We start from the raw sequence: 20,656 nt of genomic DNA, 5'->3' as shown, positions 1-20,656 counted from the left end.
ACCCGACCGCGACCGCAGCCACGCCGCGCACCGCTGAGGTCGTCGATGCTGCCGCGCCGGTCCCGCCTCGCCGTCCTCGTCTTCCTGGTGCCACCGCTCGTCCTGTACGGCGTCGCGGTACTGCTCCCGATCGTCCAGTCCCTGTTCCTGAGCCTGTTCCGGTGGGACGGGATCAGCGACATGGACTTCGTCGGGCTCGACAACTACACCAAGATGTTCACGCGCGACGACGTCTTCTGGACCGCGTTCGGCAACGCCCTCGGCTACCTCGCGATCTGCCTCGTGCTCCAGCTCGGCGGCGCGCTGGCCGTCGCGGGGCTGCTGACGGCGCTCCCCCGGGCGCGCGAGCTCGTCAAGACCCTCTACCTGCTGCCGGCCGTCATCTCGACCGTCGCGATCGCGTTCCTGTTCCAGCGCATCTACTCGCTCGAGCCCGTCGGTCTGCTCAACCAGATCCTGGGATGGGTCGGGCTGGAGAGCCTGCAGACCGCGTGGCTGTCGAACGTGGACACGGTGCTCGCCGCGGTGTCCGTTCCCGAGGGCTGGCGGTTCACGGGCCTGTACATGCTCATCGTCTACGCGGCGCTCATCGCCGTGCCCCGTGAGCTCGAGGAGGCCGCACGCCTCGACGGCGCATCGTGGTGGCAGGTGTTCTGGCGCATCCGCTTCCCCTACATCCGGCCGGTGTGGATCACGACGACGATCATGGCGACGACCTTCGCGCTGCGGGGGTTCGACATCCCGTACCTGCTCACGAACGGCGGTCCCGGCCAGGCCTCCGAGCTGCTGACCACCTACATGTACAAGACCGCGTTCGTGCACACGGACTACGGCTACGCCAGCGCGATCTCCGTGTTCATCGTGGTCGAGTGCCTCGTCGCCGTCGGCCTCATCTTCCTCCTGCTCCGTCGAAGGGACGCCTCGTGACCACGCCCGTCCTGGCCCGGTCCGCACCGGATGCCTCGCACCGCCCGCGCCCGCCGGCCCGCACGCACTCGTCGCGCTCGTCGCGGCTCCGCGTCCAGCGCACGCTGCTGACCGTCACGATCGTCGCGATCGTCGTCGTCCAGGTCTACCCCCTCGCCTGGCTGTTCCTCACGAGCTTCCGCACCGCAGCGGACTTCGCCGGCGGCAACCCGTTCGCGATCCCCGGCGAGCTCACGCTCGACAACTACGCGCGGGCGTTCGCGACCGGCAACCTCTGGTTGAACATCGTCAACAGCTTCGTCGTCACCCTCGGCGCGAGCGCGCTCATCGTCGTCGCCGGGATGATGGGTGCCTTCGCCCTGCAGGTGCTCGGCTTCCGGTTCAGCGGGCTCGTGCGTGCCCTGTTCCTGCTGGGCATCATCGTGCCCGTCCAGATCGCGCTCGTCCCGCTCTTCGTCGACTACGCGCAGGTCGGGCTGCTCGACACGTACGCCTCGATGATCATCCCGCTCGCGGCGTTCTCGCTGCCGATGGCGATCTACCTTTTCTCGTCGTTCTACGAGTACATCCCCCGGGAGATGTACGAGGCGGCGTCGCTCGACGGCGCGGGCCCGTACCGGATCTTCGCCCGTATCACGACCCCGTTGTCCGTGAACACCATCATCACGGTGGTCCTCGTGAACAGCATCTTCATCTGGAACGACTTCATCTTCGCCAACACGTTCGTCCTGTCCGACGGGCTCAAGACGATCCCGCTCGGTCTGCAGAACTACATCGGCGCGATGGGCAACACCGACTGGACGGCGACCTTCGCGGCCGTGTGTGTCACCGTGACCCCGTTGCTGCTGGTATTCCTCGTCCTGAACAAGGCGATGATCAACGGACTCGAGAGCGGGGCGACCAAGGGATGAGCACGGCAGGCAACGGCAAGCACGGTGCGACCGTCACGATGCGCGACGTCGCGAAGCTCGCGGGCGTCTCGGTCGCCACGGTCTCGCACGTCGTGAACGACAAGCCCGGTGCGCGCATCGGCAAGGACGCCCGGCGACGCGTGCACGAGGCCGTCGAGCAGCTCGGCTACCGCCCCAACGCCCTGGCGAAGACCCTCTCCCGCGGCACCTCGCCCTTCATCGGCCTCGTCGCCGACGAGATCGCCACCACCCCGTTCGCCGGCCAGATCATCCACGGTGCGCAGGACGAGGCGTGGAAGCACGGCTACGTCCTGCTCGTCGCCAACACCGACGGGAACGTGGCGGCGGAGAACGACGCCATCGCGATGATGCTCGAGCACCAGGTGCGAGGGATCCTCTACTCCACGTGGTACCACCGCGAGATCGTCGTCCCCGAGTCGCTGCACCAGACCGACACGATCCTGGTCGACTGCTTCGCCGACGGCAGCGGGCTGCCCGCCGTGGTCCCCGACGAGGAGCAGGGCGGGCGGACCGCCACCGAGGAGCTCCTCGCCGCGGGTCACCGGCGCATCGCCTTCCTCAACACCACCACCCCGTCGCCCGCGCGGACCGGTCGTCTGGCGGGGTACCGCGCGGCGCTCGAGGCGACCGGCCTCGGCTTCGACCCCGGGCTCGTCCTCTCCGTGGCGCCCGAGCAGGAGGGCGGCTATGCCGCGACGGCGCACGTCGTCGAGTCCGGAGCGACCGCCGTGTTCTGCCACAACGACCGTGTGGCGATGGGCGTGTACGACGGCCTGCGCGAGCGCGGGCTGCGCATCCCCGACGACGTCGCCGTCATGGGCTTCGACAACCAGGACGTCATCGCCGCCCACCTGCGCCCGACGCTGTCCACGGTGGCGCTACCGCACTACGAGCTCGGTGCCGCCGGCGTGCGGATGCTCCTCGGCGTCGACGCCGCGCCGGACGACACGCCCCGTCTCATCGCCTGCCCGCCGGTCCGCCGGCACTCGGTCTGAGGGGGCACCCCGTGCGAACGACGAACGCCGACGTGCCGCGGCCCCGCTTCCACTTCACCCCGCGCCGGCACTGGATGAACGACCCGAACGGGCTCGTGCACCACGGAGGGCTGTGGCACCTGTACTTCCAGCACAATCCCGAGGGTCCCGACTGGGGCAACATGAGCTGGGGCCACGCCACGAGCCCCGACCTGGAGCACTGGACCGAGCACCCCGTGGCACTGAGGCACCGAGTCGGCGAGCAGATCTTCTCCGGCTCCGTTGTCGCCTCACGTCAGGGCGACGACGTGCTCACCGCGTACTACACGAGCGCGTACGACGACGGTCGCCAGGCACAGTCACGCGCGACCAGCCACGACGGCGGCTTCACGTGGCTGACCGATCCTGGGAACCCTGTCCTCGACCGAGGCACCACCGCCTTCCGGGACCCCAAGGTGATCCGCCACGACGACGGCCACACCGCCCGATGGGTCATGCTCACCGTCGAGGCGGACGACCGGCAGGTCCGGCTCTACTCCTCCGACGACCTGCTGTCCTGGGAGCACCTGAGCACCTTCGGGCCGCTGGGGGCGAGCGGCGTCGTCTGGGAGTGCCCCGACCTGGTCAGGCTGCCCCTGGACGGCGACGACGACGATCCCCGGTGGGTGCTGCTGCTCAGCACCAACCCGGTGGGTGAGGACCCCGATCCCTCGGGCTCGTCGATGCACTACGTCGTGGGGCACTTCGACGGGACCAGCTTCGTCCCCGACTCCCCCGAGCTCCGCCCGCTCGACCACGGACGCGACTACTACGCGGCCGTCACGTTCGACGACGCCCCGAGCGGCGAGGCCGTGACGATCGGCTGGATGAGCAACTGGCGCTACGCGCACCGGTTCCCCTCCACGCCGTGGCGCGGGGCGATGTCGCTCCCACGCGTCCTGGCGCTCCGCACCGTCCAGGGGCGGCCCACCCTCGTCCAGGCGCCGCCGGCCTTCGTCCGCGAGCTTCTCGAGCACGGATCGGCTGCCGAGGTCGCCGTCGGGGACGCCCCTGCCCTGCTCTCGTTCTCCGGGCACACGCTGGTCGAGCTTCGCTGGGACCCGTCGACCACCGGCGCGCTCGACCTGCGGCTGCGCGGGGAGGCGGACTCCTTCGTCGACCTCGCGCACGAGCCCCGTGCCGGGACTCTCCGCATCACCCGCGGAGGCCGCGCCGCCGAGTCCGTGCACCGCGACTTCCCGTCGACGAGCACCCTGCCGCTGCCCGGGGACCGCGCGGCGCGACTGCTCCTCAGCCTCGACGGCCCCCTCCTCGAGGTCTTCGTCCACGACGGCGAAGCGACCGCGTCGAACCTGGTCGTCCTCGGGGCCGAAGGTGTCACCGCGAGCCTCGGGACTGCACGACGGGGAACCGTGCACGTCACCGCCGTCGACATCGACGCGCCCGTGGATCTCGACGCTCCCGCCCCCGCCGCCGCGGTCGGCTGACCAGCACTCCCGTCCGAACTTCTTCCCTTCCACCGCTGCCCGAACCGGGGCGGACGCCTCGTCGCGCCCGCCCGTCTACGAGAGGAACCAGCAATGATGCCGTCCGTCTCACGCCGCACCCTGCTCCAGGGAGCCGGCGCCGGAGCCCTCGCCCTGATCTTCGGCGGCGCCGTGCCGCCCGCAGCCCGCGCCGCAACCGGGGGCTCACTTCGTGCCGTCTACCACATGACTCCCCCCAGCGGCTGGCTTTGCGACCCGCAACGCCCGGTCACCACGCGCGGCGCCTACCAGCTGTACTACCTGCACTCGGACCAGAACAACGGCCCCGGCGGCTGGGACCACGCGACCACCACCGACGGGATCGCCTTCACCCACCACGGCACCGTGATGCCGCTGCAGCCCGACTTCCCCGTGTGGTCCGGCTCGGCGGTCGTCGACGCCGCGAACACGGCAGGCTTCGGCGCCGGAGCGGTCGTCGCGCTCGCGACGCAACCGACCGACGGCGTCCGTAAGTACCAGGAGCAGTACCTGTACTGGTCCACCGACGGCGGGTTCACGTTCACCGCCCTGCCCGACCCCGTCATCGTCAACACCGACGGCCGCGCCGCGACGACGCCGGCCGAGATCGAGAACGCCGAGTGGTTCCGCGACCCCAAGGTCCACTGGGACACCGCTCGCGGCGAGTGGGTCTGCGTCATCGGACGACTGCGATACGCCGCGTTCTACACCTCGCCGAACCTGCACGACTGGACGCTGCGACGCAACTTCGACTACCCGAACCATGCCCTCGGCGGCATCGAGTGCCCCGACCTGTTCGAGATCACGGCCGACGACGGCACCCGCCACTGGGTGCTCGCCGCCAGCATGGACGCGTACGGCATCGGCCTGCCGATGACGTACGCCTACTGGACGGGCACCTGGGACGGCGAGCAGTTCCTCGCGGACGACCTCACCCCGCAATGGCTCGACTGGGGCTGGGACTGGTACGCGGCCGTCACCTGGCCCTCGGCCGACGCGCCCGAGACCAAGCGTCTCGCCGTCGCGTGGATGAACAACTGGAAGTACGCCGCCCGCGACGTCCCCACCGACGCCACCGACGGCTACAACGGGCAGAACTCGATCGTCCGCGAGCTGCGGCTCGCCCGGCAGCCCGGCGGCTGGTACAGCCTCCTGAGCACCCCCGTGGCGGCGCTGGCGAACTACGTCACCGCCACCACCACACTCCCCGACCGGAACGTCGACGGCAGCGCCGTCCTGCCATGGAACGGACGCGCGTACGAGATCGAGCTCGACGTCGCCTGGGACACCGCGACGAACGTCGGCATCTCCGTGGGCCGCTCCCCCGACGGATCCCGGCACACGAACATCGGCAAGTACGGAGCAGACCTGTACGTCGACCGAGGCCCCTCCGACCTCGCCGGCTACTCGCTCGCGCCCTACTCCCGGGCCGCCGCCCCCATCGACACAGGCGCCAGGTCCGTGCACCTCCGCGTCCTCGTCGACACCCAGAGCGTCGAGGTCTTCGTCAACGCGGGCCACACCGTGCTCTCGCAACAGGTCCACTTCGCCGAGACCGACACGGGGATCTCGCTCTACACCGACGGCGGCCCCGCGCAGTTCACCGGCATCACGATCCGCGAGTTCGGGGAGGCGATCTAAGCCATGCCCGCCATACCGTTCACCGAAGCGGCACCCGCAGAGGCGACCGCCGACGACCGACACGTGCTCGTCGTCGGAGAGGCGCTGATCGACGTCGTGCACCGCGCCGACGGCAGCGTCGACGAGCACCCCGGCGGGAGCCTGGCCAACGTCGCCCTCACCCTCGGGCGGCTCGGCCGCGACGCACGCCTGGCCACCTGGCTCGGCCCGGACGAGCGCGGCGACGCGATCCGGGCCTGGCTCCACGACTCCGCCGTGACCCTCGCCCCCGGCAGCACCGACGCCGAGAGGACCAGCGTCGCCACCGCCCACCTCGACGCCCACGGCGCCGCGACCTACCAGTTCGACCTGGAGTGGCGCGTCCCGGCGGGCACCGCCCCGGACGCCGGGACGCTCGCCGTGCACACCGGCTCGATCGCCGCCGTCCTGGAGCCCGGCGCGTCCGACGTGCGCACCCTGGTCGCCGCCGCCCGCGACACCGCCACGATCACCTACGACCCCAACGCCCGCCCCGCCCTCATGGGCGACCCCGCCGACGCACGCACCCGGATCGAGGCGCTCGTCGCGCTCGCGGACGTCGTCAAGGTCAGCGACGAGGACCTCGCCTGGCTCGCACCCGGCACCGACCCCGTCGCCGTCGCGCACCAGTGGCTCGCGCTCGGCCCCGCGCTCGTCGTCATCACCTACGGCGGCGAGGGCGCCCTCGCCCTCACCGCCACCGGTGAGCAGCGCATCACCGCCCCGCGCGTGGACGTCGTGGACACCGTCGGCGCGGGCGACTCCTTCATGGGCGCGCTCCTCGACGGGCTCTGGGACGCAGGCCTCCTCGGCGCGGACCACCGCGACGCCCTGCACGCGATCGACCCCGCCACGCTCACCGCCCTGCTCGAACGCTGCGCCGCCGTCGCCGCCGTCACCGTCTCCCGCGCCGGCGCCAACCCGCCCCGCCGCGCCGAGCTCGCGCGCGGTGCGGCGCCGTAGCTTGTCGTCCGCATCCATGGACGAAGCCTCCCGCCCATGCCCGTGAGCGCTGCGCAGACTCGTTCACCGCCCTCGACGTGCGCGGACAGCGCTGCCGATTTACGGTGGCATGTCCTTTTCTGATGCTTTTGAGGCGGTATGCAATGCTTGACGTCCATCATTTCACCTACGGAGCCGTGACCCCGCTCATCTCCTACGCGGCAGCGGTCTCCGGGTCGGCCTGCGGCCTGTCCGCGGTGTCCCGGTCCCGGGTCGACGCACCGTGGCACGTGCGGTCGGCGTGGCTCTGGCTCGGAGCCGCGGCCATCGGCGGGACCGGCATCTGGGTGATGCACTTCGTGGCGATGCTCGGGTTCACGGTCACGGGCATGCCGATCCACTACGACGTCCCGCTGACCGTCGCCTCCGCCGTCGTCGCCGTCGTGGTCGTCTCGGTCGGGCTCCACCTCGTGATGATGTTCGGCTACCGGCCGCTGCTGCTGGTGTCCGGAGGTGCCGTGGCAGGGCTCGGCGTCGCCGGGATGCACTACATGGGCATGGCTGCCATGCGGATGCACGGCACCATGCACTTCAGCGCGCTCTCCGTCGTCCTGGCCGTCCTCGTCGCGGTCGCCGCCGCGACGGCGGCCCTCTGGCTGTGCGTCCACGCGCGCGGCGCGCTGTCCACGACCGTCTCGGCTCTCGTCATGGGGGTCGCCGTCGCCGGGATGCACTACACCGGGATGTGGGGCGTCTCGGTGACGGGCCAGCCGGGCGCGCCCGACGACGGTGTCCCGATGCTGGACCTCCTCGGCGCCCTCCTCGTCGGAGGCGGCGGCTCCGTGGTGCTCCTCGTGTTCGTCGTGGTGGGTTCCCGGACCGAGTCCGAGCGGATGCGGCACGCCGCGTTGCAGGACCGCCAGTCGCAGGAGTCCGTCACGGTCGGCAGGTAGCGCACCACGGCGAGAGCCGCTCGTCACGGACGACGCGCGCGTACCCGGTCCTCCGCCTCGAGCACGCGGCGGAGCCCGTTGAAGTCGCGCCGGAGGATCCGCGCCAGCACGGACGTCGGCAGCAGCGCGAGGAGGCGGAGCCAGTCGGCCACGTCGCCGTGGTAGTCGGCCAGGACACGCGTGCCCTGCCCGTCGGGCGACGTGACGTACTCGACGCGGGAGTTCCAGGGAGACGTCGAGTGCCACACGACCCGCCGGTCGGTCTCGACGACCTCGAGCACGTCGGTGAACCGCACCCGGAACGGCCCGATGCGGTCCACCGCGGCCCACCGGTTGCCCACCCGGAGCGGGACGCCGTCCAACGGGCGACGGGAGTCGACCGCGGGTGCGAACTCGGGCCACCGACCGGGATCGGCGAGGTACGGGAAGACGCGCGACGGCGGGTGGTCGAGGTGGACGTCGAGCGTCACGCGTCGCCACACGGTTCGGTCCCCTCCGTCCGGGCGTCAGACCATCGCCGGCACGGGGCGGTCCGGGTAGAGCTCGCGCATCGCCGCGTCGTACCGCCGCTTGAGCAGGAGCAGGTACAGCACCCGGATCGGAGCCGGCACGTTGGCGCGGAACCAGTCCTCCCGCTCGGCCTCGGGGACGCTCGCGACCAGCAGGCCGAGCTGCAGCGCCATGACGTCCTTGCCGAGCTCCTTGCGGTGCGCCAGGAGCGTGGCGCGCGTGTGCTCCTCCATGAAGTCCCACTCCTGCTGCGACATCACGTCCGCCGCCACGGGAAGGATGTCGCCCTCCTCCTGCCCGAGGTGCGCCGAGAGGACGTCCCGCAGCCCCTCGACGTCGGCGGCGAAGGCGTCGCGGAGCCGCGGGTCGGCGGTGGCCACCCAGGGCTCCAGCTGAGGCTCGATCCTGGCGAGGTGCACCGCGACCTCGGCGTGCTGCGCGCGCATCCGCCCGACATGGAGGGCGCAGGCGGGAGCGCGCACCTCCAACCGGTCCCACAGCACCAGGTCCTCGGTCTCGTGGTGCATGTGCAGCGCGAAGAAGTCCAGGTGGGCGTAGCGGCCCACGACCGCGGAGCGCGCCGTGTCCCCGGGTCGGACCTCACGCACGAGCTCGGGGAGCTCGCGGTACAGCCAGCGGAAGATCCGGTGGACGAGGAGCATGCCGGACGTGTCGCACCCGGGGTGCTGCCCTGGGGGCAGCGGCCCGGGGGGAGGGAGCCTGCTGGTCATCTCGTCCTCCGCCAGATCGGTCGACCTCGGTGTCGTCGTGGCGTACTGCGAACGCTACTCCCGCCCAGGAACGGGCCACAATGCTCGTCCGGCACGTTCACCCGGGCAGCGAGAAGCCCCGCCGTGTGGAGCGACGGGGCTTCTCGATCCGCTGTCTCATCGGATCCCGCCGGCGTTCTCACGCCGGAAGCATGCGCCCAGCCTATAGCGTCGTCGGGTGACGACGAGCGCCCGTGGCACCGACGACCGGGTCGAGCTGCTCTGGCTGCCGGTCGGTGCCGGCGGTCACGTGGTGCGGCGCACGAGCGCGTGGTGGGAGCGCGCGTGCGCCCTCGTCGAGCGCCGCCGCCCGGGTCCGCTGTTCCACGCCGCGCTCGAGGTGCACCTGGACGGCGTTCCCTGCACCGTCGAGATGACTCCCGCGTGGGGTCACGCCTCGGGCGTGCGCGGGGTGGTCGCCACCGGACCGGTCGGCGCCCGCCCGCTCGGCCGCTCACGCCTCTTCCGGTACGAGGTCCGCCGCTGGCCCCACGGGCTGATCCCCGACCGGTTCCACGCCGTGGGACCGGCCGTCGTCGTGACCCGTGACGCCGCCGCGGCCGCGCGGCTCCTGCACGCGGTCCCCGCATTCCCGACGTTCACCTGGGGTCGCAGGCCGCCGGGCGCCCACGACATGTGGAACTCCAACTCGCTCGTCGCCTGGCTGCTGGTGCGGGCCGGACTCCCCGCCGACCAGGAGCCGCCCGCGGGAGGTCGCGCCCCGGGGTGGCGGGCCGGTGTCCTGGTGGCGGAGCGCGCGGCGGCCGCGTCCTGGCCCGACGCGGCGTGACTCCCGGGGCCCGGACCGTGCCTGGCTCCGCCCCCGGCACGACCACCTCCTCCTCGAGGAGGAGGATGCGCGCCCGCCGATCTCGGCCGTCGGCGGGAGCCGCGCGCCCTGACCCGTCCGTAGCGTCGACGACGGTGGCGCCCGAGGACCGGGCGCCTCGCGACGACGGGAGGACGCATGATCCAGGTGCAGGCGCTCACCAAGCGCTACGGGTCGGTGACGGCGGTGGACGGGCTGACGTTCACGGCGCGGCCGGGCACCGTGACGGGCTTTCTCGGCCCGAACGGCGCCGGGAAGTCGACGACGATGCGTGTCGTGGTCGGGCTCGAGCGCCCCACGTCCGGCACCGCGACGGTCGACGGACGGCGGTACGCCGACCTCCCTGCGCCTCTGCGCACCGTGGGGGTCATGCTCGACGCGCGCTCCGTGCACCCGGGACGCACGGCGTTCCGGCACCTGCGCGCCCTCGCGCGGACCCACGGGATCGGCCGGGGCCGCGTCGACGAGGTCATCGGGATGACCGGTCTCGAGAGCGTCGGACGGCGTGCCGGCACCTTCTCGCTGGGGATGGGGCAGCGCCTCGGCATCGCCGGGGCGCTGCTCGGCGACCCCGGGACGCTCATCCTCGACGAGCCCGTGAACGGCCTCGACCCCGACGGCGTCCTGTGGGTGCGGGGGCTCGTCCGGGGGCTCGCGGCCGAGGGACGGACCGTGCTCCTCTCCTCGCACCTCATGCACGAGCTCGCGCTCTGCGCGGACCGGGTCGTCGTCATCGGCCGAGGCCGTCTCCTCGCCGACGCACCGGTCCAGGAGCTCGCCGCGGACGCGGGCTCGCTCGAGGACGCGTACCTGCGGCTCACCGCCGGAGCGGTCCAGTACCGAGGCCGCGCCTCCGGCGGGTCGGACCGCGCCGACGAAGAGACCGACCGCGCGACGGCAGGAGGTGCCCGATGACCGCCGCGACCCCCGCCCCGGTGCGCACTCCCCCGGCCCCTGCGCGGTCGACGCCCCGGGGCCCGACGCTCGCGCGCGTCGTCGGCTCCGAGTGGACCAAGCTCACGAGCCTCCGGTCCTCCTGGTGGGCCGCCGCGCTCACGGTCGCGGTCTCGGCCGCGCTGACCCACCTCTCGGCCCAGGCGTCCTCCGTGGACCCGGGGTTCGACCCGCTGGGCTCCCTCACGTCGGGCGTGCTGCTCGCCCAGGTGCCCCCGCTCGTCCTGGGCGTCCTCGTCGGCACGGGCGAGCACAGCACCGGCGCGTTCCGCACGACGTTCGTCGCCGTCCCGCGGCGCTGGCCGGTGCTCGCCGCGCAGACGGTCGTCACCGCCGCGTTCGCGCTGCTCGCGGCGGTGCTCGCGGTCGGCGCCGCCGTCCTCGCCCTGGTCCCCTCGGCGCGGGCCCGCGGGATCGCCCTCGACCTCGCGAGCGACGGCACGCCTCAGGTGCTCGGTGGGATGATGCTCCTGCTCGTCGCGATGGCCCTGCTCGGCCTCGCGCTCGGCGCGCTGCTCCGGCGGCCGGTGCCCGCCCTGACGATCGCGGTCCTCGTCGTCCTCGTCCTGCCCGTCGCGCTCGTGCTCGCGGCCGACCTGGCGGGCGACCCGCTCGCCACGTCCGCGGGCGTGCCGCCGGCCCAGGCGGCCGTCAACACCGCCGTGACGTTCCTCCCCGCCGGCGCGGGGTCCCTGCTGACGACCGAGGGCGCCGTCGAGGGGGCGCCCGACCTCGGCGCGCTGGGCGGTGGGCTCGTCCTGGCGACGTGGGTCGCCGTCCCCCTGGCTCTGACCGGCGTCCGCCTCCGCACGCGGGACGTGGTGTGACGTGGCCGTGACGACGCAGACCCCCGCCGTCCGGCCCGCGGACCGCTCGCAGGTGACCCTCCGCCGGGTCCTCGCGGCCGAGCTCGACAAGCTCACGAGCCTGCGCGCGACGGGTTGGCTCGCCCTGGCGACGGTCGCGGCGTCGGCCGCGAGCGCCTGGGCGCTCGGCCTGTTCGCCCGGCCCGACGCCGGCACGTCCGGTGCGCCCGTGGCCGTCGCCGGGTACGTGCTCGCCCAGCTCGGGTTCCTCGTGCTGGGCGCGACGACCGGCTCGGGCGAGTTCCGCACCGGTACGGCGCGTGTCACCTTCGTCGCGGTCCCCCGGCGGATCCCGGTGCTCGTGGCCCAGGTGCTCGTCACGACGGCGGTCGCGGCCGTCACGGCCACGGTCGCGCTGGGCGCGGCGCTCGCCGCGACCGCCGCCCAGCGCGCGGCGACCGGGCTCGTGCTGGACGTCGCGGACCCCGAGACGGCGCGCCTCCTCGGGGGGTTCGTGCTCTACCAGACCGGGGCCGCGCTCGTCGGGCTGGGGCTGGGGGCGCTGCTGCGCCGGCCCGACGCCGCTCTCGTCGCCGGGGTGGTCCTGATCGTGGTGCTCGACCACCTCCTCGCCACGAACCCCGGCCGGGTCGCGGACACGGCGCGCGCCCTCCTCCCGGGCGCCGGGACGCGGCTCCTCCAGGGCGACGAGCGGTTCGCCGCGCTCGACGCGACGACGCTGGGCCCGCACGTCGGTCCGTGGGCGGGCGGTCTCGTGCTCGCCGCGTGGGCTGGGCTCCTGCTCGTCGCGGCGGGGATCCGCCTGCGCCACCATGACGTCACCTGACCCGGCCGAGGACGGATGGGAGAGTGGGGCCATGCCCCCGCCGTCCCCCGCCGCTGCCGTGCGCACGGCGACCGACGCCGTCGCCCTCACCACGCCCGACCTCCGGCGGCGCGGGCCGCTCGGCCGCCTGGTCGAGGAGCACCCGCGGGCCGCGGACGCGGCGCTCGTCGCCGGCCTCGTCTCGCTCGGGCTCGTCACCGCGGTCCTCGGGCTCGCGACCGTCGAGGGGTCCACCGGGCTCGGCCTCTTCCGGCCCGACGAGCCCGTCGCCCAGGTGGTCGTCACGGCCTGGCTCGCCGGCGCGGTCCTCGGGGCGACGCTCCTCCTCGCCCGCCGCACGCGACCGCTCGCCGTCACGGTCGCGCTCACGGCGCTGGCCGTCGCGTCCCTCGCGACCGCGGGCGTGCTGGGGGTGCTCGGGGTGTGCCTCGCGTGCGCGGTGCACGCCGTCGCGGCCTCCCGCCCGCCGCGCACGGCGTGGCTGACGTGCGCGGCGGTGCTCGCCGTCGTCACGGTGGCGCTGTGGTGGTGGCAGGACATCGGCCTCGCCGAGATCCTGCTCTGGAGCGACCCGGTCGTGTCGCCGGACGGCGACCCCGTGCGGGACCTCGCCGAGCCGCCCTTCTCCCCCGGCCGCCGGTCCGCGTCCGTCTCGCTCCTGCTCGCGCTCCTGCTCCTCGGCATGGCCACGGGCTCCGGCGCGCGCGCCCGGCGGCTCCATGCCGAGGACCTGGCGGAGCGCTACCGGGCCATGGCCCGGGACCGGGACCAGAGCGCGGCGCTCGCTCGCGCGGGCGAGCGCGCCCGCATCGCCAGGGAGATGCACGACGTCGTCGCGCACAGCGTCTCGGTGATGGTCGCCCTGTCCGACGGTGCGGGCGCCGCGCTCGACCGCGCCCCCGACCGCTCGCGCGAGGCCCTGCGGGAGCTCTCCCGGACCGGGCGCGAGGCGCTGACCGACATGCAGCGCGTCCTCGGCGCGCTCGACCCCGACGACGAGGAGCCCGAGACGCCGGACGGGCGGCCCGAGCCGACCGGGACGGACCTCGCGGCCGTCGTCGCGCGCTTCCGCGCCGCGGGCGTGCCCGTGACGGCGACCGGCCTCGGCGTCCCGCTCCCGGACGACACCTCGCTCCGGCTCGCGGTCGTGCGGGTCGTGCAGGAGTCGCTGACGAACGTCCTGCGGCACGCGCCCGGGACGTCGACGGCCGAGGTCGAGGTCCGGCGCGGCGCGGACGTCGTCGAGGTCGAGGTCCGCGACGCCGGCGGCACCCGCCCCGGCGCGGGTGGCGGGACCGGCCGCGGCATCCTCGGGATGCGCGAGCGCGCGGCCCTGCTCGGCGGCAGCGTCGCGGCCGGCCCCCGCCCCGAGGGCGGGTGGGTCGTGCGCGTCGTGCTCCCGTGGGACCGGCCGGAGGAGCTGCGACGGGACCTGCGGGAGGGTCTGCCGGAGGACGAGGACGACGGAGGGGCCCCGTGACGACCGTGCTGCTCGTGGACGACCAGGCGCTCCTGCGCATGGGGTTCCGGCTCGTGATCGAGTCGGAGCCCGACCTCGAGGTGGTCGGCGAGGCGTCCGACGGCCGGGTCGCGCTCGACCAGGTCGCGGCGCTCGCGCCCGACGTCGTCGTCATGGACGTCCGCATGCCCGGCATGGACGGCATCGAGGCGACCCGGCGCGTCGTCGCGGAGCACCCCCGGACGCGCGTGCTCGTGCTGACCACGTTCGACGTCGACGAGTACGCGTTCGCGGCGCTGCGCTCCGGCGCGAGCGGATTCCTGCTGAAGAACGCCCGCCCGCACGACCTCGTCGAGGCGATCCGCACCGTCGCGGCGGGGAGCTCCGTGGTCGCGCCCCGGGTGCTGCGCCGCATGCTCGACCTCTTCGCCCCGCACCTGCCCGCCGGGGAGCAGCCGACGGACGACGGCCTCGACCCACGCCTGCGATCGCTCACGCCCCGCGAGCTCGACGTGCTGCGGTGCGTGGCCGAGGGCCTGTCCAACGCCGAGATCGCCGAGCGCCTCGTGCTGTCGTCGACGACCGTCAAGACGCACGTGGGCAACCTCCTCGCCAAGCTCGGTGTGCGGGACCGGGTCCAGGCCGTGATCGTCGCCTACGAGAGCGGGCTGGTCGGGTCGCGGTCCTGACCGAGGTTCCCGCCCGTGGCCGGTGCGCCGCGTTCACCCCCGACGGGTGAGGCTCTGCCCCGGGTCCGCTGCGACCGTGGTGACGAGCGCCGGAGAGGAGCCCACGATGACGGCTGCGCAGATCCCCCGACAGCAGGTCCCTCCCGCCACGGGCCCGTGGCACACCGCCTCGACGGAGGCCGTGTGCGCGGCGCTCGACGTCGACCCGGCGGTCGGGCTGACGTCGGCGCAGGTCGCCGAGCGGCGCGCCCGGTACGGGCCCAACGCGCTCGCGGAGGAGCGCAAGGAGAAGCCGTGGCAGGCGTTCCTGCGCCAGTACCGGGACCTCATGCAGCTCGTCCTCGTCGGGGCGGCGGTGGTCAGCATCATCGCGCTCGGCGACGTCACGACGGGCGTCGTCGTCCTCGGGCTCACCGTGCTCAACGCCCTCATGGGCCTGCACCAGGAGGGCAAGGCCGCCCAGAGCGTCGCGGCGCTGCAGCAGATGCTCGTCATGACGGCCACCGTGCGCCGCGACGGGCGCCAGGAGCAGGTGCCCGCGGAGGAGCTCGTGCCGGGCGACGTCGTCGGCTTCGAGGCGGGGAGCAAGATCCCGGCCGACGGGCGGCTTCTCGTCGCGGCGTCGCTGGAGATCGAGGAGGCCGGCCTCACGGGCGAGAGCACCCCGGTCGCCAAGGGCGTCGAGACGGTCGTCGCGGACGACGCTCCGCTCGGGGACCGCACCGACATGGCGTACATGAACTCGCAGGTGACGCGCGGGCGCGGCGAGATGGTCGTCACGGCGACGGGCATGACGACCGAGGTGGGCCGCATCTCCGGGATGCTCAGCGGCGTCGAGCAGGACAAGACCCCGCTCACGCGCCAGCTCGACCGCATCACCGTGATCATCACGGTCATGGCGGCGATCGCCCTCGTCGTCGTGGTGGTCCTGGGCCTGGTGCGCGGCGAGGACTTCGACAGCCTGTTCGTGGTCGGGATCAGCCTCGCGATCGCCGCGATCCCGACGGGCCTCCCCGCGGTCGTGACGATGCTGCTGTCGCTCGGCACGCGCCGGCTCGCCGAGGAGGGCGCGATCGTCAAGCGCCTCAAGTCGGTCGAGACGCTCGGCTCGACGTCGGCCATCTGCTCGGACAAGACCGGGACCCTCACGCTCAACCAGATGACGGCGCGCCGGCTGGTGCTCGCCGGGCGCCGGTTCTCCGTCGACGGCGAGGGCTACTCGACGACCGGCCGCATCCTCGCGGCCGCCGGCTCGACGGACGTCCCCCTCGAGCCCGTCGCGCTGCCCCTGGCGCTCGCGAGCGACGCCGTCGTGCGCGACGGAGAGTGCATCGGCGACCCCACCGAGGGCGCCGTCGTCGTCCTGGCGGCGAAGGCAGGCCTCGACGTCGAGGAGACGCGCGCCGAGCACCCTCGTGTCGCGGAGGTGCCGTTCGACGCCGCGTACAAGTTCATGGCGACGTTCCACGACATCGACGGCGCGCTCACGTGCTTCGTGAAGGGCGCACCGGACGTGCTGCTCGCCCGGTCGAGCCGCTACCTCACCGCCGACGGCGGGACGGCGCCGCTCGACGACGACGCCCGGGCGCGCGTCGTGGCCGAGAACGACGCGCTCGCGGGCGGCGGCATGCGCGTGCTCGCGGTCGCGCGACGGACCGTCGGTCGGGACGAGCTGTCCGGAGAGCTCCTCGACGCGGTGCGCGACCTCGAGCTGGTCGCGCTCGTCGGCATCGTCGACCCGCCGCGGCGGGAGGCGCGCGACGCCATCGCGGAGTGCCGCGACGCCGGCATCCGCGTCCGGATGATCACGGGCGACCACGTGACCACCGCGGCCGCGATCGCTGCGCAGCTCGGCATCGAGGGCCGTGCGCTGACCGGTGCCGAGTTCGCCGCGATGTCCGACGCCCAGCTGGAGGCGGAGGTCGGGGAGATCGGCGTCGTCGCGCGCGTCGCGCCCGAGGACAAGGTGCGCCTCGTCGACGTGCTCAAGCGCAAGGGCGACGTCGTGGCCATGACCGGCGACGGCGTCAACGACGCCCCGGCGCTCACGCGCGCGGACATCGGCGTCGCGATGGGCATCACCGGCACCGAGGTGACCAAGGACGCCGCGGAGATGATCCTCACCGACGACAACTTCGCGACCATCGTGGCCGCGGTCGAGGGAGGTCGCGGGCTCTACGACAACCTCATGAAGTACATCCGCTTCCAGATGGTCGTGCTCGTGGGCTTCATCCTCACCTTCGTGGGCGCCGGGATCTTCACCGTCGCGGGCGGCACGCCGCTCACGCCGCTGCAGATCCTCTGGGTGAACTTCGCGATCGACGTGCTGCTCGCGATCGGTCTCGGCTTCGACGCCGCGACGCCCGGCCTCATGCGCCGTCGTCCCCGGCCGCCGACCGAGCCGGTCATCGGGCGCGGGCTCGGGGTCCGGCTCGCCGTGGGCGGCGTGCTCATCGCCGTCGGCTCGCTCGTCGCCGTGGCGTGGGGCGAGGCCGACGCCGACCTGGCCGTCGCGACGACGATGGGTCTGACCGCGATGTCGCTCCTGCACGTCGTCGCCGCGCTCGAGTGGCGCGACCCGCGGGCCAGCATCCTGTCGTTCGAGACCCTCGCCAACGGCCGGTTCGTCATGCTGCTGCTCGCGTCGCTGGGTCTGACGTTCCTCGTCACGACCCTCGACGGCCTGCAGCGGATCTTCGGCACGGTCGACCTCGACGGCGGCCAGTGGGGCGTGTGCGCGCTCGTCGCGCTCGGGTTCCTCGTCCTCGCGGAGCTCGGCAAGCTCGTGCTGCGCCAGGTGGACAAGCACCGGACGCCTGCCGAGGCCCCTGCGACGTCCCGGGACTGACCCGGCGGCTCAGGGCACGACGCCGAGCTCGCGGCCCCGACGCACGGCGTCGCGGCGCGAGCTCACGCCGAGCTTGCGGTAGACGGACTTGAGGTGCGCCTTCACGGTGTTCACCGACACGAAGAAGTCCTCGGCGATCTCGACGTTGCTCGCCATCGACGGCAGCACCGCGAGGATCGCCAGCTCCCGCTCGGTGAGGGGCTCGACGAGCGGCGTCGGCTCCGGCGCCCGGTCCGCCGGGTCGAGGTGGGCGCGCAGCAGCACGGCGAGCGCGTCGTCGCGCCCGGCGACGGCGCGCGCGAGGGCCGGACGCAGCTCGCGCACCACGACCGTCAGGAAAGGACGGACGAGACGCTCCGTGGCGGCGAGGTCCAGTGCGCGGGCCAGCGGGACCTCCACGCGGCGGGTGCCCGCCCGGGCCAGCGCCGACGCCTCGACGAGGGCCGCCTCGACGCGCACGAGGGTGCTCACGTCCCCCTCCTCCACGTCCGCCAGCCCCGCGACGGCGCGCAGGGCAGCCCCGGTGCGCCCCGTGGTGAGCAGCTCGCGTGCGCCGCACACCGCGACGACGGCCGCTGCGCCCAGGCCTTCCCGACGCACGCGCACCGGGAGGGCGGGCTGCGTGCCGTCGTCGAGCAGGCGGACCGCGGCGGTCGCCCGGACCCACAGGTCGGCGAGCACAGGCGGCGCCGCGACAGGTCCGAGCGCACGGTCGGCCGCGACCAGCGCGTGGCGTGCCGCACCGGCGTGCCCACGGTCCGCCGCCACCAGTGCCTGGAGGAGGCGGACGGCCGCCTCGGACGCCGGCTCGCGGCCCCCGGAGTCGGCCGCCAGGGCGTGGGCGAGCTCCCGGTCGAGGGCCTCTTCGGAGGCCCGCAGGTATTGCACCCAGGCGCGTGCCGCGTGGGCCGGTCGCACGTGGGCGTACCCGTCCCAGCCGCGCGGCTCCGCCTCGGTCACGACCGCCAGAGCGAGCCGCTCCCCCTCGTCGAGCCGGCCCTCCGCGACGGCGCGGAGAGCCGCCGCCGCGCGCGCACCGAGGACGAAGAGCTGGGGCGCGCGCCCCTCGCGCCCCGGGGGCGGCGCGAGCGGGAACGACACCGTCACCGGGTCCGGGCCCACCGAGCACCACGCGAGGCCCGCGGCACGGTGAGCCTGCGCGAGTCCGCGGTAGGTGTCGAGGGCGGGGAACGGGTACGGCGCCGCATCTGCCGCGGCGAGGGCTGCACCGGCCGCCGTCGCGATCCCCCGGACGTCGCCGGTCGAGCGCGCGACGGAGGCGTCGAGCAGCCCCAGGAGCACGGCAGCCGCGGGCTCCTCGACGGGGTCGAGGAGTTCGCGGGCCGTCTCGACGTGGTGCCGGGCGGCGTCGAACCGCTCGTCGACGTACGCGAGCGCGCCCGCGCACAGGTGGAGGCGGGCGTCGACCCCGATCGTCGCGTACGGCACGCGCCGCAGCGTGTCCGCGACGGTCTCGCGGTGCGGTCCTGCGAGCTGCACCGCCGCGCCCTCGACGAAGACCTCGCCCACGAGCGGCCAGTCCTCCGCCGCCGCCGCATGCTCGAGGGCCCGCAGCGCCTCGCCGTCCCGTGCGAACCAGCGCGCCGCCGCGCGGTGCGCGTCGCGCAGCCGGGACGGGTCCTCGAGCCGGAACTGGCTCAGGAGCATCTCGCGCAGGAGCGGGTGGTACCGGTACCAGGTGCGGCCCTGGCCCGCCGTCATGACGAACCCGTCGGCCGCGGCGAGACCGGGGAGCAGCCGCTCCGCCGGTGCCCCGGGATCGAGCGCGGACGCGAGGTCCGGGCACACGGCCGAGGTCACGCTGGTGCGCAGGAGGAAGCTGCGGGTCGCCGGTTCCTGGCCGTCGAGGACCTCCGCCAGGAGGAACTCCGCCGCCGAGCGGTCGGCGCGTGCCCGGCTCGCGGCGTCGTCGGCCTCGACCCGGAGGCGGACGCCCACCGCCCAGCCGCCCGTCTCGTCGAGGACGCGCCCCGCTCCGGACGCCGAGAGCGGCTTCCCGTGGACCGCGGCGAGCGTCGTGACGGCCGGGGCGTCGAACGCGAGGTCCGCGGCACCGACCTCGGCGACCTCGCCCTGCGCTCGCAGCCGCTGGAGCCGGACCAGCGGGTCGACGCGCGTGAGGAGGACGAGGTGCAGGGGCAGCGGGTACCGCAGGAGGTCGTCGACCGTCGCCGCGACGTCGGGCCGCGCCGCGTGGTGGAAGTCGTCGAGCACGAGGACGACGGGCTCGGGCAGCTGCTCGACGGCCGCGAGGACCCGGCGCAGGAGCGCGGGCGAGAGCCGCGGCGGGACGACGAGCGTCTCGAGCGGGTGCCCCGGGGGCACCGCGCCCGCGGCGCGCAGCGCGGACAGGACGTCCGCCCAGAACGCCGCCGGCTTGTCGTCGAACGGCTCCAGCGTCAACCAGGCCACCCGCGGGCCGGTGGCAGAGCGCGCCCACCGGGCCACGGCAGTCGTCTTGCCCCAGCCCGGGCCGGCCGACACGAGCGTCAGACGCCGCGTCACCGCAGAGGCGACGAGGGTCTCGACCGAGGGGCGCGCGACCGTCGTCGCGGGAAGCTCCGGGACCGACGTCCGGGCGCACAGCATCTCGGAGGCGTCGGCGCCGCGCGCGACCGCCGTCCGCTCGGCACGTGGCTTGACCGAGGCCATGAGTGCAGGCTAGGCCCGGGGTCCGGAGACCGCACGACGGAACGTCGAGACGCCGCGCGCGTCAGGCCGGCCCCGCGCCGGACGGCGGGGCCACGGCGGCCGTGGGGTCGGCGACGGCGGGCGGTCGGGCGAGGATCTCGACGACGACTAGCACGAGCCCCGCGACGAGCGCGACGCCCACCACGAGGCCCGGTGTCAGGGAACCGGCCAGGAGGAGGACGAGAGCGGCGACACCGATGACGACGACCCGCACGAAGGCCTTGTGCCGTCCGAGCCAGTCGCCGACCCCACGGCCGCCGTGGCCCCGCCGTCCGGCGCGGGGCCGGCCTGACGCGCGCGGCGTCTCGACGTTCCGTCGTGCGGTCTCCGGACCCCGGGC

Annotated in this window: 17 protein-coding genes and 1 pseudogene; 14 read left to right on the top strand and 4 right to left on the bottom strand. The window is 74.2% G+C overall.

Translation table 11 applies throughout. The annotated features are described in order from the left end of the window. The first annotated feature begins 45 nt into the window (after positions 1-45). The 7 genes from A0J59_RS16170 (at position 46) to A0J59_RS16140 (ending at position 7,892) form a co-directional block, all read left to right on the top strand. A complete protein-coding gene (locus A0J59_RS16170; protein WP_064316801.1) occupies positions 46-927 on the top strand; it encodes a carbohydrate ABC transporter permease in 882 nt (293 codons plus the stop codon). After that, on the top strand, positions 924-1,838 hold the full coding sequence (locus tag A0J59_RS16165) for a carbohydrate ABC transporter permease (RefSeq protein ID WP_255365277.1): 915 nt from the start codon (positions 924-926) through the stop codon (positions 1,836-1,838). Before A0J59_RS16170 ends, A0J59_RS16165 begins: the two co-directional genes overlap by 4 nt. Further along, positions 1,835-2,854, top strand: a complete 1,020-nt coding sequence (locus A0J59_RS16160; protein WP_064316797.1) for a LacI family DNA-binding transcriptional regulator — start codon at positions 1,835-1,837, stop codon at positions 2,852-2,854. Before A0J59_RS16165 ends, A0J59_RS16160 begins: the two co-directional genes overlap by 4 nt. Positions 2,855-2,865: 11 nt before the next feature. After that, positions 2,866-4,320: a glycoside hydrolase family 32 protein gene (locus tag A0J59_RS16155; RefSeq protein WP_156533109.1), complete on the top strand. Its 1,455-nt coding sequence runs from the start codon at positions 2,866-2,868 to the stop codon at positions 4,318-4,320. Between the two features lie 93 nt (positions 4,321-4,413). Beyond that, entirely contained in the window at positions 4,414-5,979 is a 1,566-nt protein-coding gene (locus A0J59_RS16150; RefSeq protein ID WP_064316795.1) for a glycoside hydrolase family 32 protein, read from the top strand. A gap of 3 nt (positions 5,980-5,982) precedes the next feature. Next, positions 5,983-6,960 carry a carbohydrate kinase gene (locus tag A0J59_RS16145; protein ID WP_082919103.1) on the top strand — a complete coding sequence of 326 codons (978 nt, stop codon included), beginning with the start codon at positions 5,983-5,985 and terminating at the stop codon, positions 6,958-6,960. A 176-nt stretch (positions 6,961-7,136) separates the two neighbouring features. Further along, positions 7,137-7,892: an MHYT domain-containing protein gene (locus A0J59_RS16140; protein ID WP_220084504.1), complete on the top strand. Its 756-nt coding sequence runs from the start codon at positions 7,137-7,139 to the stop codon at positions 7,890-7,892. Positions 7,893-7,915: 23 nt separating this feature from the next. Here A0J59_RS16140 and A0J59_RS16135 read toward each other — a convergent pair whose 3' ends face one another. Further along, entirely contained in the window at positions 7,916-8,362 is a 447-nt protein-coding gene (locus tag A0J59_RS16135; RefSeq protein WP_064316792.1) for an SRPBCC family protein, read from the bottom strand. A 36-nt stretch (positions 8,363-8,398) separates the two neighbouring features. Continuing rightward, on the bottom strand, positions 8,399-9,133 hold the full coding sequence (locus tag A0J59_RS16130) for a hemerythrin domain-containing protein (protein WP_064316791.1): 735 nt from the start codon (positions 9,131-9,133) through the stop codon (positions 8,399-8,401). Between the two features lie 217 nt (positions 9,134-9,350). Between A0J59_RS16130 and A0J59_RS16125 the strand changes: the two genes are divergently transcribed. The 7 genes from A0J59_RS16125 to A0J59_RS16095 all read left to right on the top strand — a co-directional run bounded on the left by A0J59_RS16125 (position 9,351) and on the right by A0J59_RS16095 (position 17,604). After that, a complete protein-coding gene (locus A0J59_RS16125) occupies positions 9,351-9,962 on the top strand; it encodes a hypothetical protein (protein WP_064316790.1) in 612 nt (203 codons plus the stop codon). 177 nt (positions 9,963-10,139) lie between these two features. Next, positions 10,140-10,916, top strand: coding sequence for an ABC transporter ATP-binding protein (locus tag A0J59_RS16120; RefSeq protein WP_064316789.1), 777 nt, complete (start codon positions 10,140-10,142; stop codon positions 10,914-10,916). After that, positions 10,913-11,782 (top strand): ABC transporter permease, encoded by an 870-nt coding sequence (locus tag A0J59_RS16115; protein WP_064316788.1) that lies wholly within the window; start codon positions 10,913-10,915, stop codon positions 11,780-11,782. The genes A0J59_RS16120 and A0J59_RS16115 overlap by 4 nt, the downstream gene beginning before the upstream one ends. Positions 11,783-11,789: 7 nt before the next feature. Beyond that, positions 11,790-12,608, top strand: coding sequence for a hypothetical protein (locus tag A0J59_RS16110; RefSeq protein ID WP_255365276.1), 819 nt, complete (start codon positions 11,790-11,792; stop codon positions 12,606-12,608). A 31-nt stretch (positions 12,609-12,639) separates the two neighbouring features. Beyond that, complete coding sequence (locus tag A0J59_RS16105) at positions 12,640-14,088, top strand: histidine kinase (RefSeq protein WP_064316786.1); 1,449 nt, start codon at positions 12,640-12,642, stop codon at positions 14,086-14,088. Continuing rightward, complete coding sequence (locus A0J59_RS16100) at positions 14,085-14,756, top strand: response regulator transcription factor (RefSeq protein WP_064316785.1); 672 nt, start codon at positions 14,085-14,087, stop codon at positions 14,754-14,756. Before A0J59_RS16105 ends, A0J59_RS16100 begins: the two co-directional genes overlap by 4 nt. 106 nt (positions 14,757-14,862) lie before the next feature. Beyond that, positions 14,863-17,604 carry an HAD-IC family P-type ATPase gene (locus A0J59_RS16095; protein ID WP_082919105.1) on the top strand — a complete coding sequence of 914 codons (2,742 nt, stop codon included), beginning with the start codon at positions 14,863-14,865 and terminating at the stop codon, positions 17,602-17,604. 9 nt (positions 17,605-17,613) lie between these two features. On the opposite strand, the gene A0J59_RS16090 is transcribed toward A0J59_RS16095, so the two are convergent. Together A0J59_RS16090 and A0J59_RS22130 are read right to left on the bottom strand one after the other, a co-directional pair. Beyond that, positions 17,614-20,277, bottom strand: coding sequence for a LuxR C-terminal-related transcriptional regulator (locus tag A0J59_RS16090; RefSeq protein ID WP_064316784.1), 2,664 nt, complete (start codon positions 20,275-20,277; stop codon positions 17,614-17,616). A gap of 61 nt (positions 20,278-20,338) precedes the next feature. Continuing rightward, a pseudogene (locus A0J59_RS22130) lies at positions 20,339-20,656 on the bottom strand (hypothetical protein); the annotation flags it as partial.

The sequence above is a fragment of the Cellulosimicrobium sp. I38E genome (genome assembly GCF_001647255.1).
Classification (GTDB): Bacteria; Actinomycetota; Actinomycetes; order Actinomycetales; family Cellulomonadaceae; genus Cellulosimicrobium; species Cellulosimicrobium cellulans_E.
Note: the sequence above shows the minus strand (reverse complement) of the source record. Positions and strands in the feature narration are given on the sequence as shown.

Excerpts from the sequence above, each read along its gene's own strand:
- A0J59_RS16170 (WP_064316801.1), top strand. The coding sequence starts at position 46 with ATGCTGCCGCGCCGGTCCCGCCTCGCCGTCCTCGTCTTCCTGGTGCCA.
- A0J59_RS16160 (WP_064316797.1), top strand. The coding sequence starts at position 1,835 with ATGAGCACGGCAGGCAACGGCAAGCACGGTGCGACCGTCACGATGCGC.
- A0J59_RS16150 (WP_064316795.1), top strand. The coding sequence starts at position 4,414 with ATGATGCCGTCCGTCTCACGCCGCACCCTGCTCCAGGGAGCCGGCGCC.
- A0J59_RS16145 (WP_082919103.1), top strand. The coding sequence starts at position 5,983 with ATGCCCGCCATACCGTTCACCGAAGCGGCACCCGCAGAGGCGACCGCC.
- A0J59_RS16130 (WP_064316791.1), bottom strand. The coding sequence starts at position 9,133 with ATGACCAGCAGGCTCCCTCCCCCCGGGCCGCTGCCCCCAGGGCAGCAC.
- A0J59_RS16120 (WP_064316789.1), top strand. The coding sequence starts at position 10,140 with ATGATCCAGGTGCAGGCGCTCACCAAGCGCTACGGGTCGGTGACGGCG.
- A0J59_RS16115 (WP_064316788.1), top strand. The coding sequence starts at position 10,913 with ATGACCGCCGCGACCCCCGCCCCGGTGCGCACTCCCCCGGCCCCTGCG.
- A0J59_RS16105 (WP_064316786.1), top strand. The coding sequence starts at position 12,640 with ATGCCCCCGCCGTCCCCCGCCGCTGCCGTGCGCACGGCGACCGACGCC.
- A0J59_RS16095 (WP_082919105.1), top strand. The coding sequence starts at position 14,863 with ATGACGGCTGCGCAGATCCCCCGACAGCAGGTCCCTCCCGCCACGGGC.
- A0J59_RS16090 (WP_064316784.1), bottom strand. The coding sequence starts at position 20,277 with ATGGCCTCGGTCAAGCCACGTGCCGAGCGGACGGCGGTCGCGCGCGGC.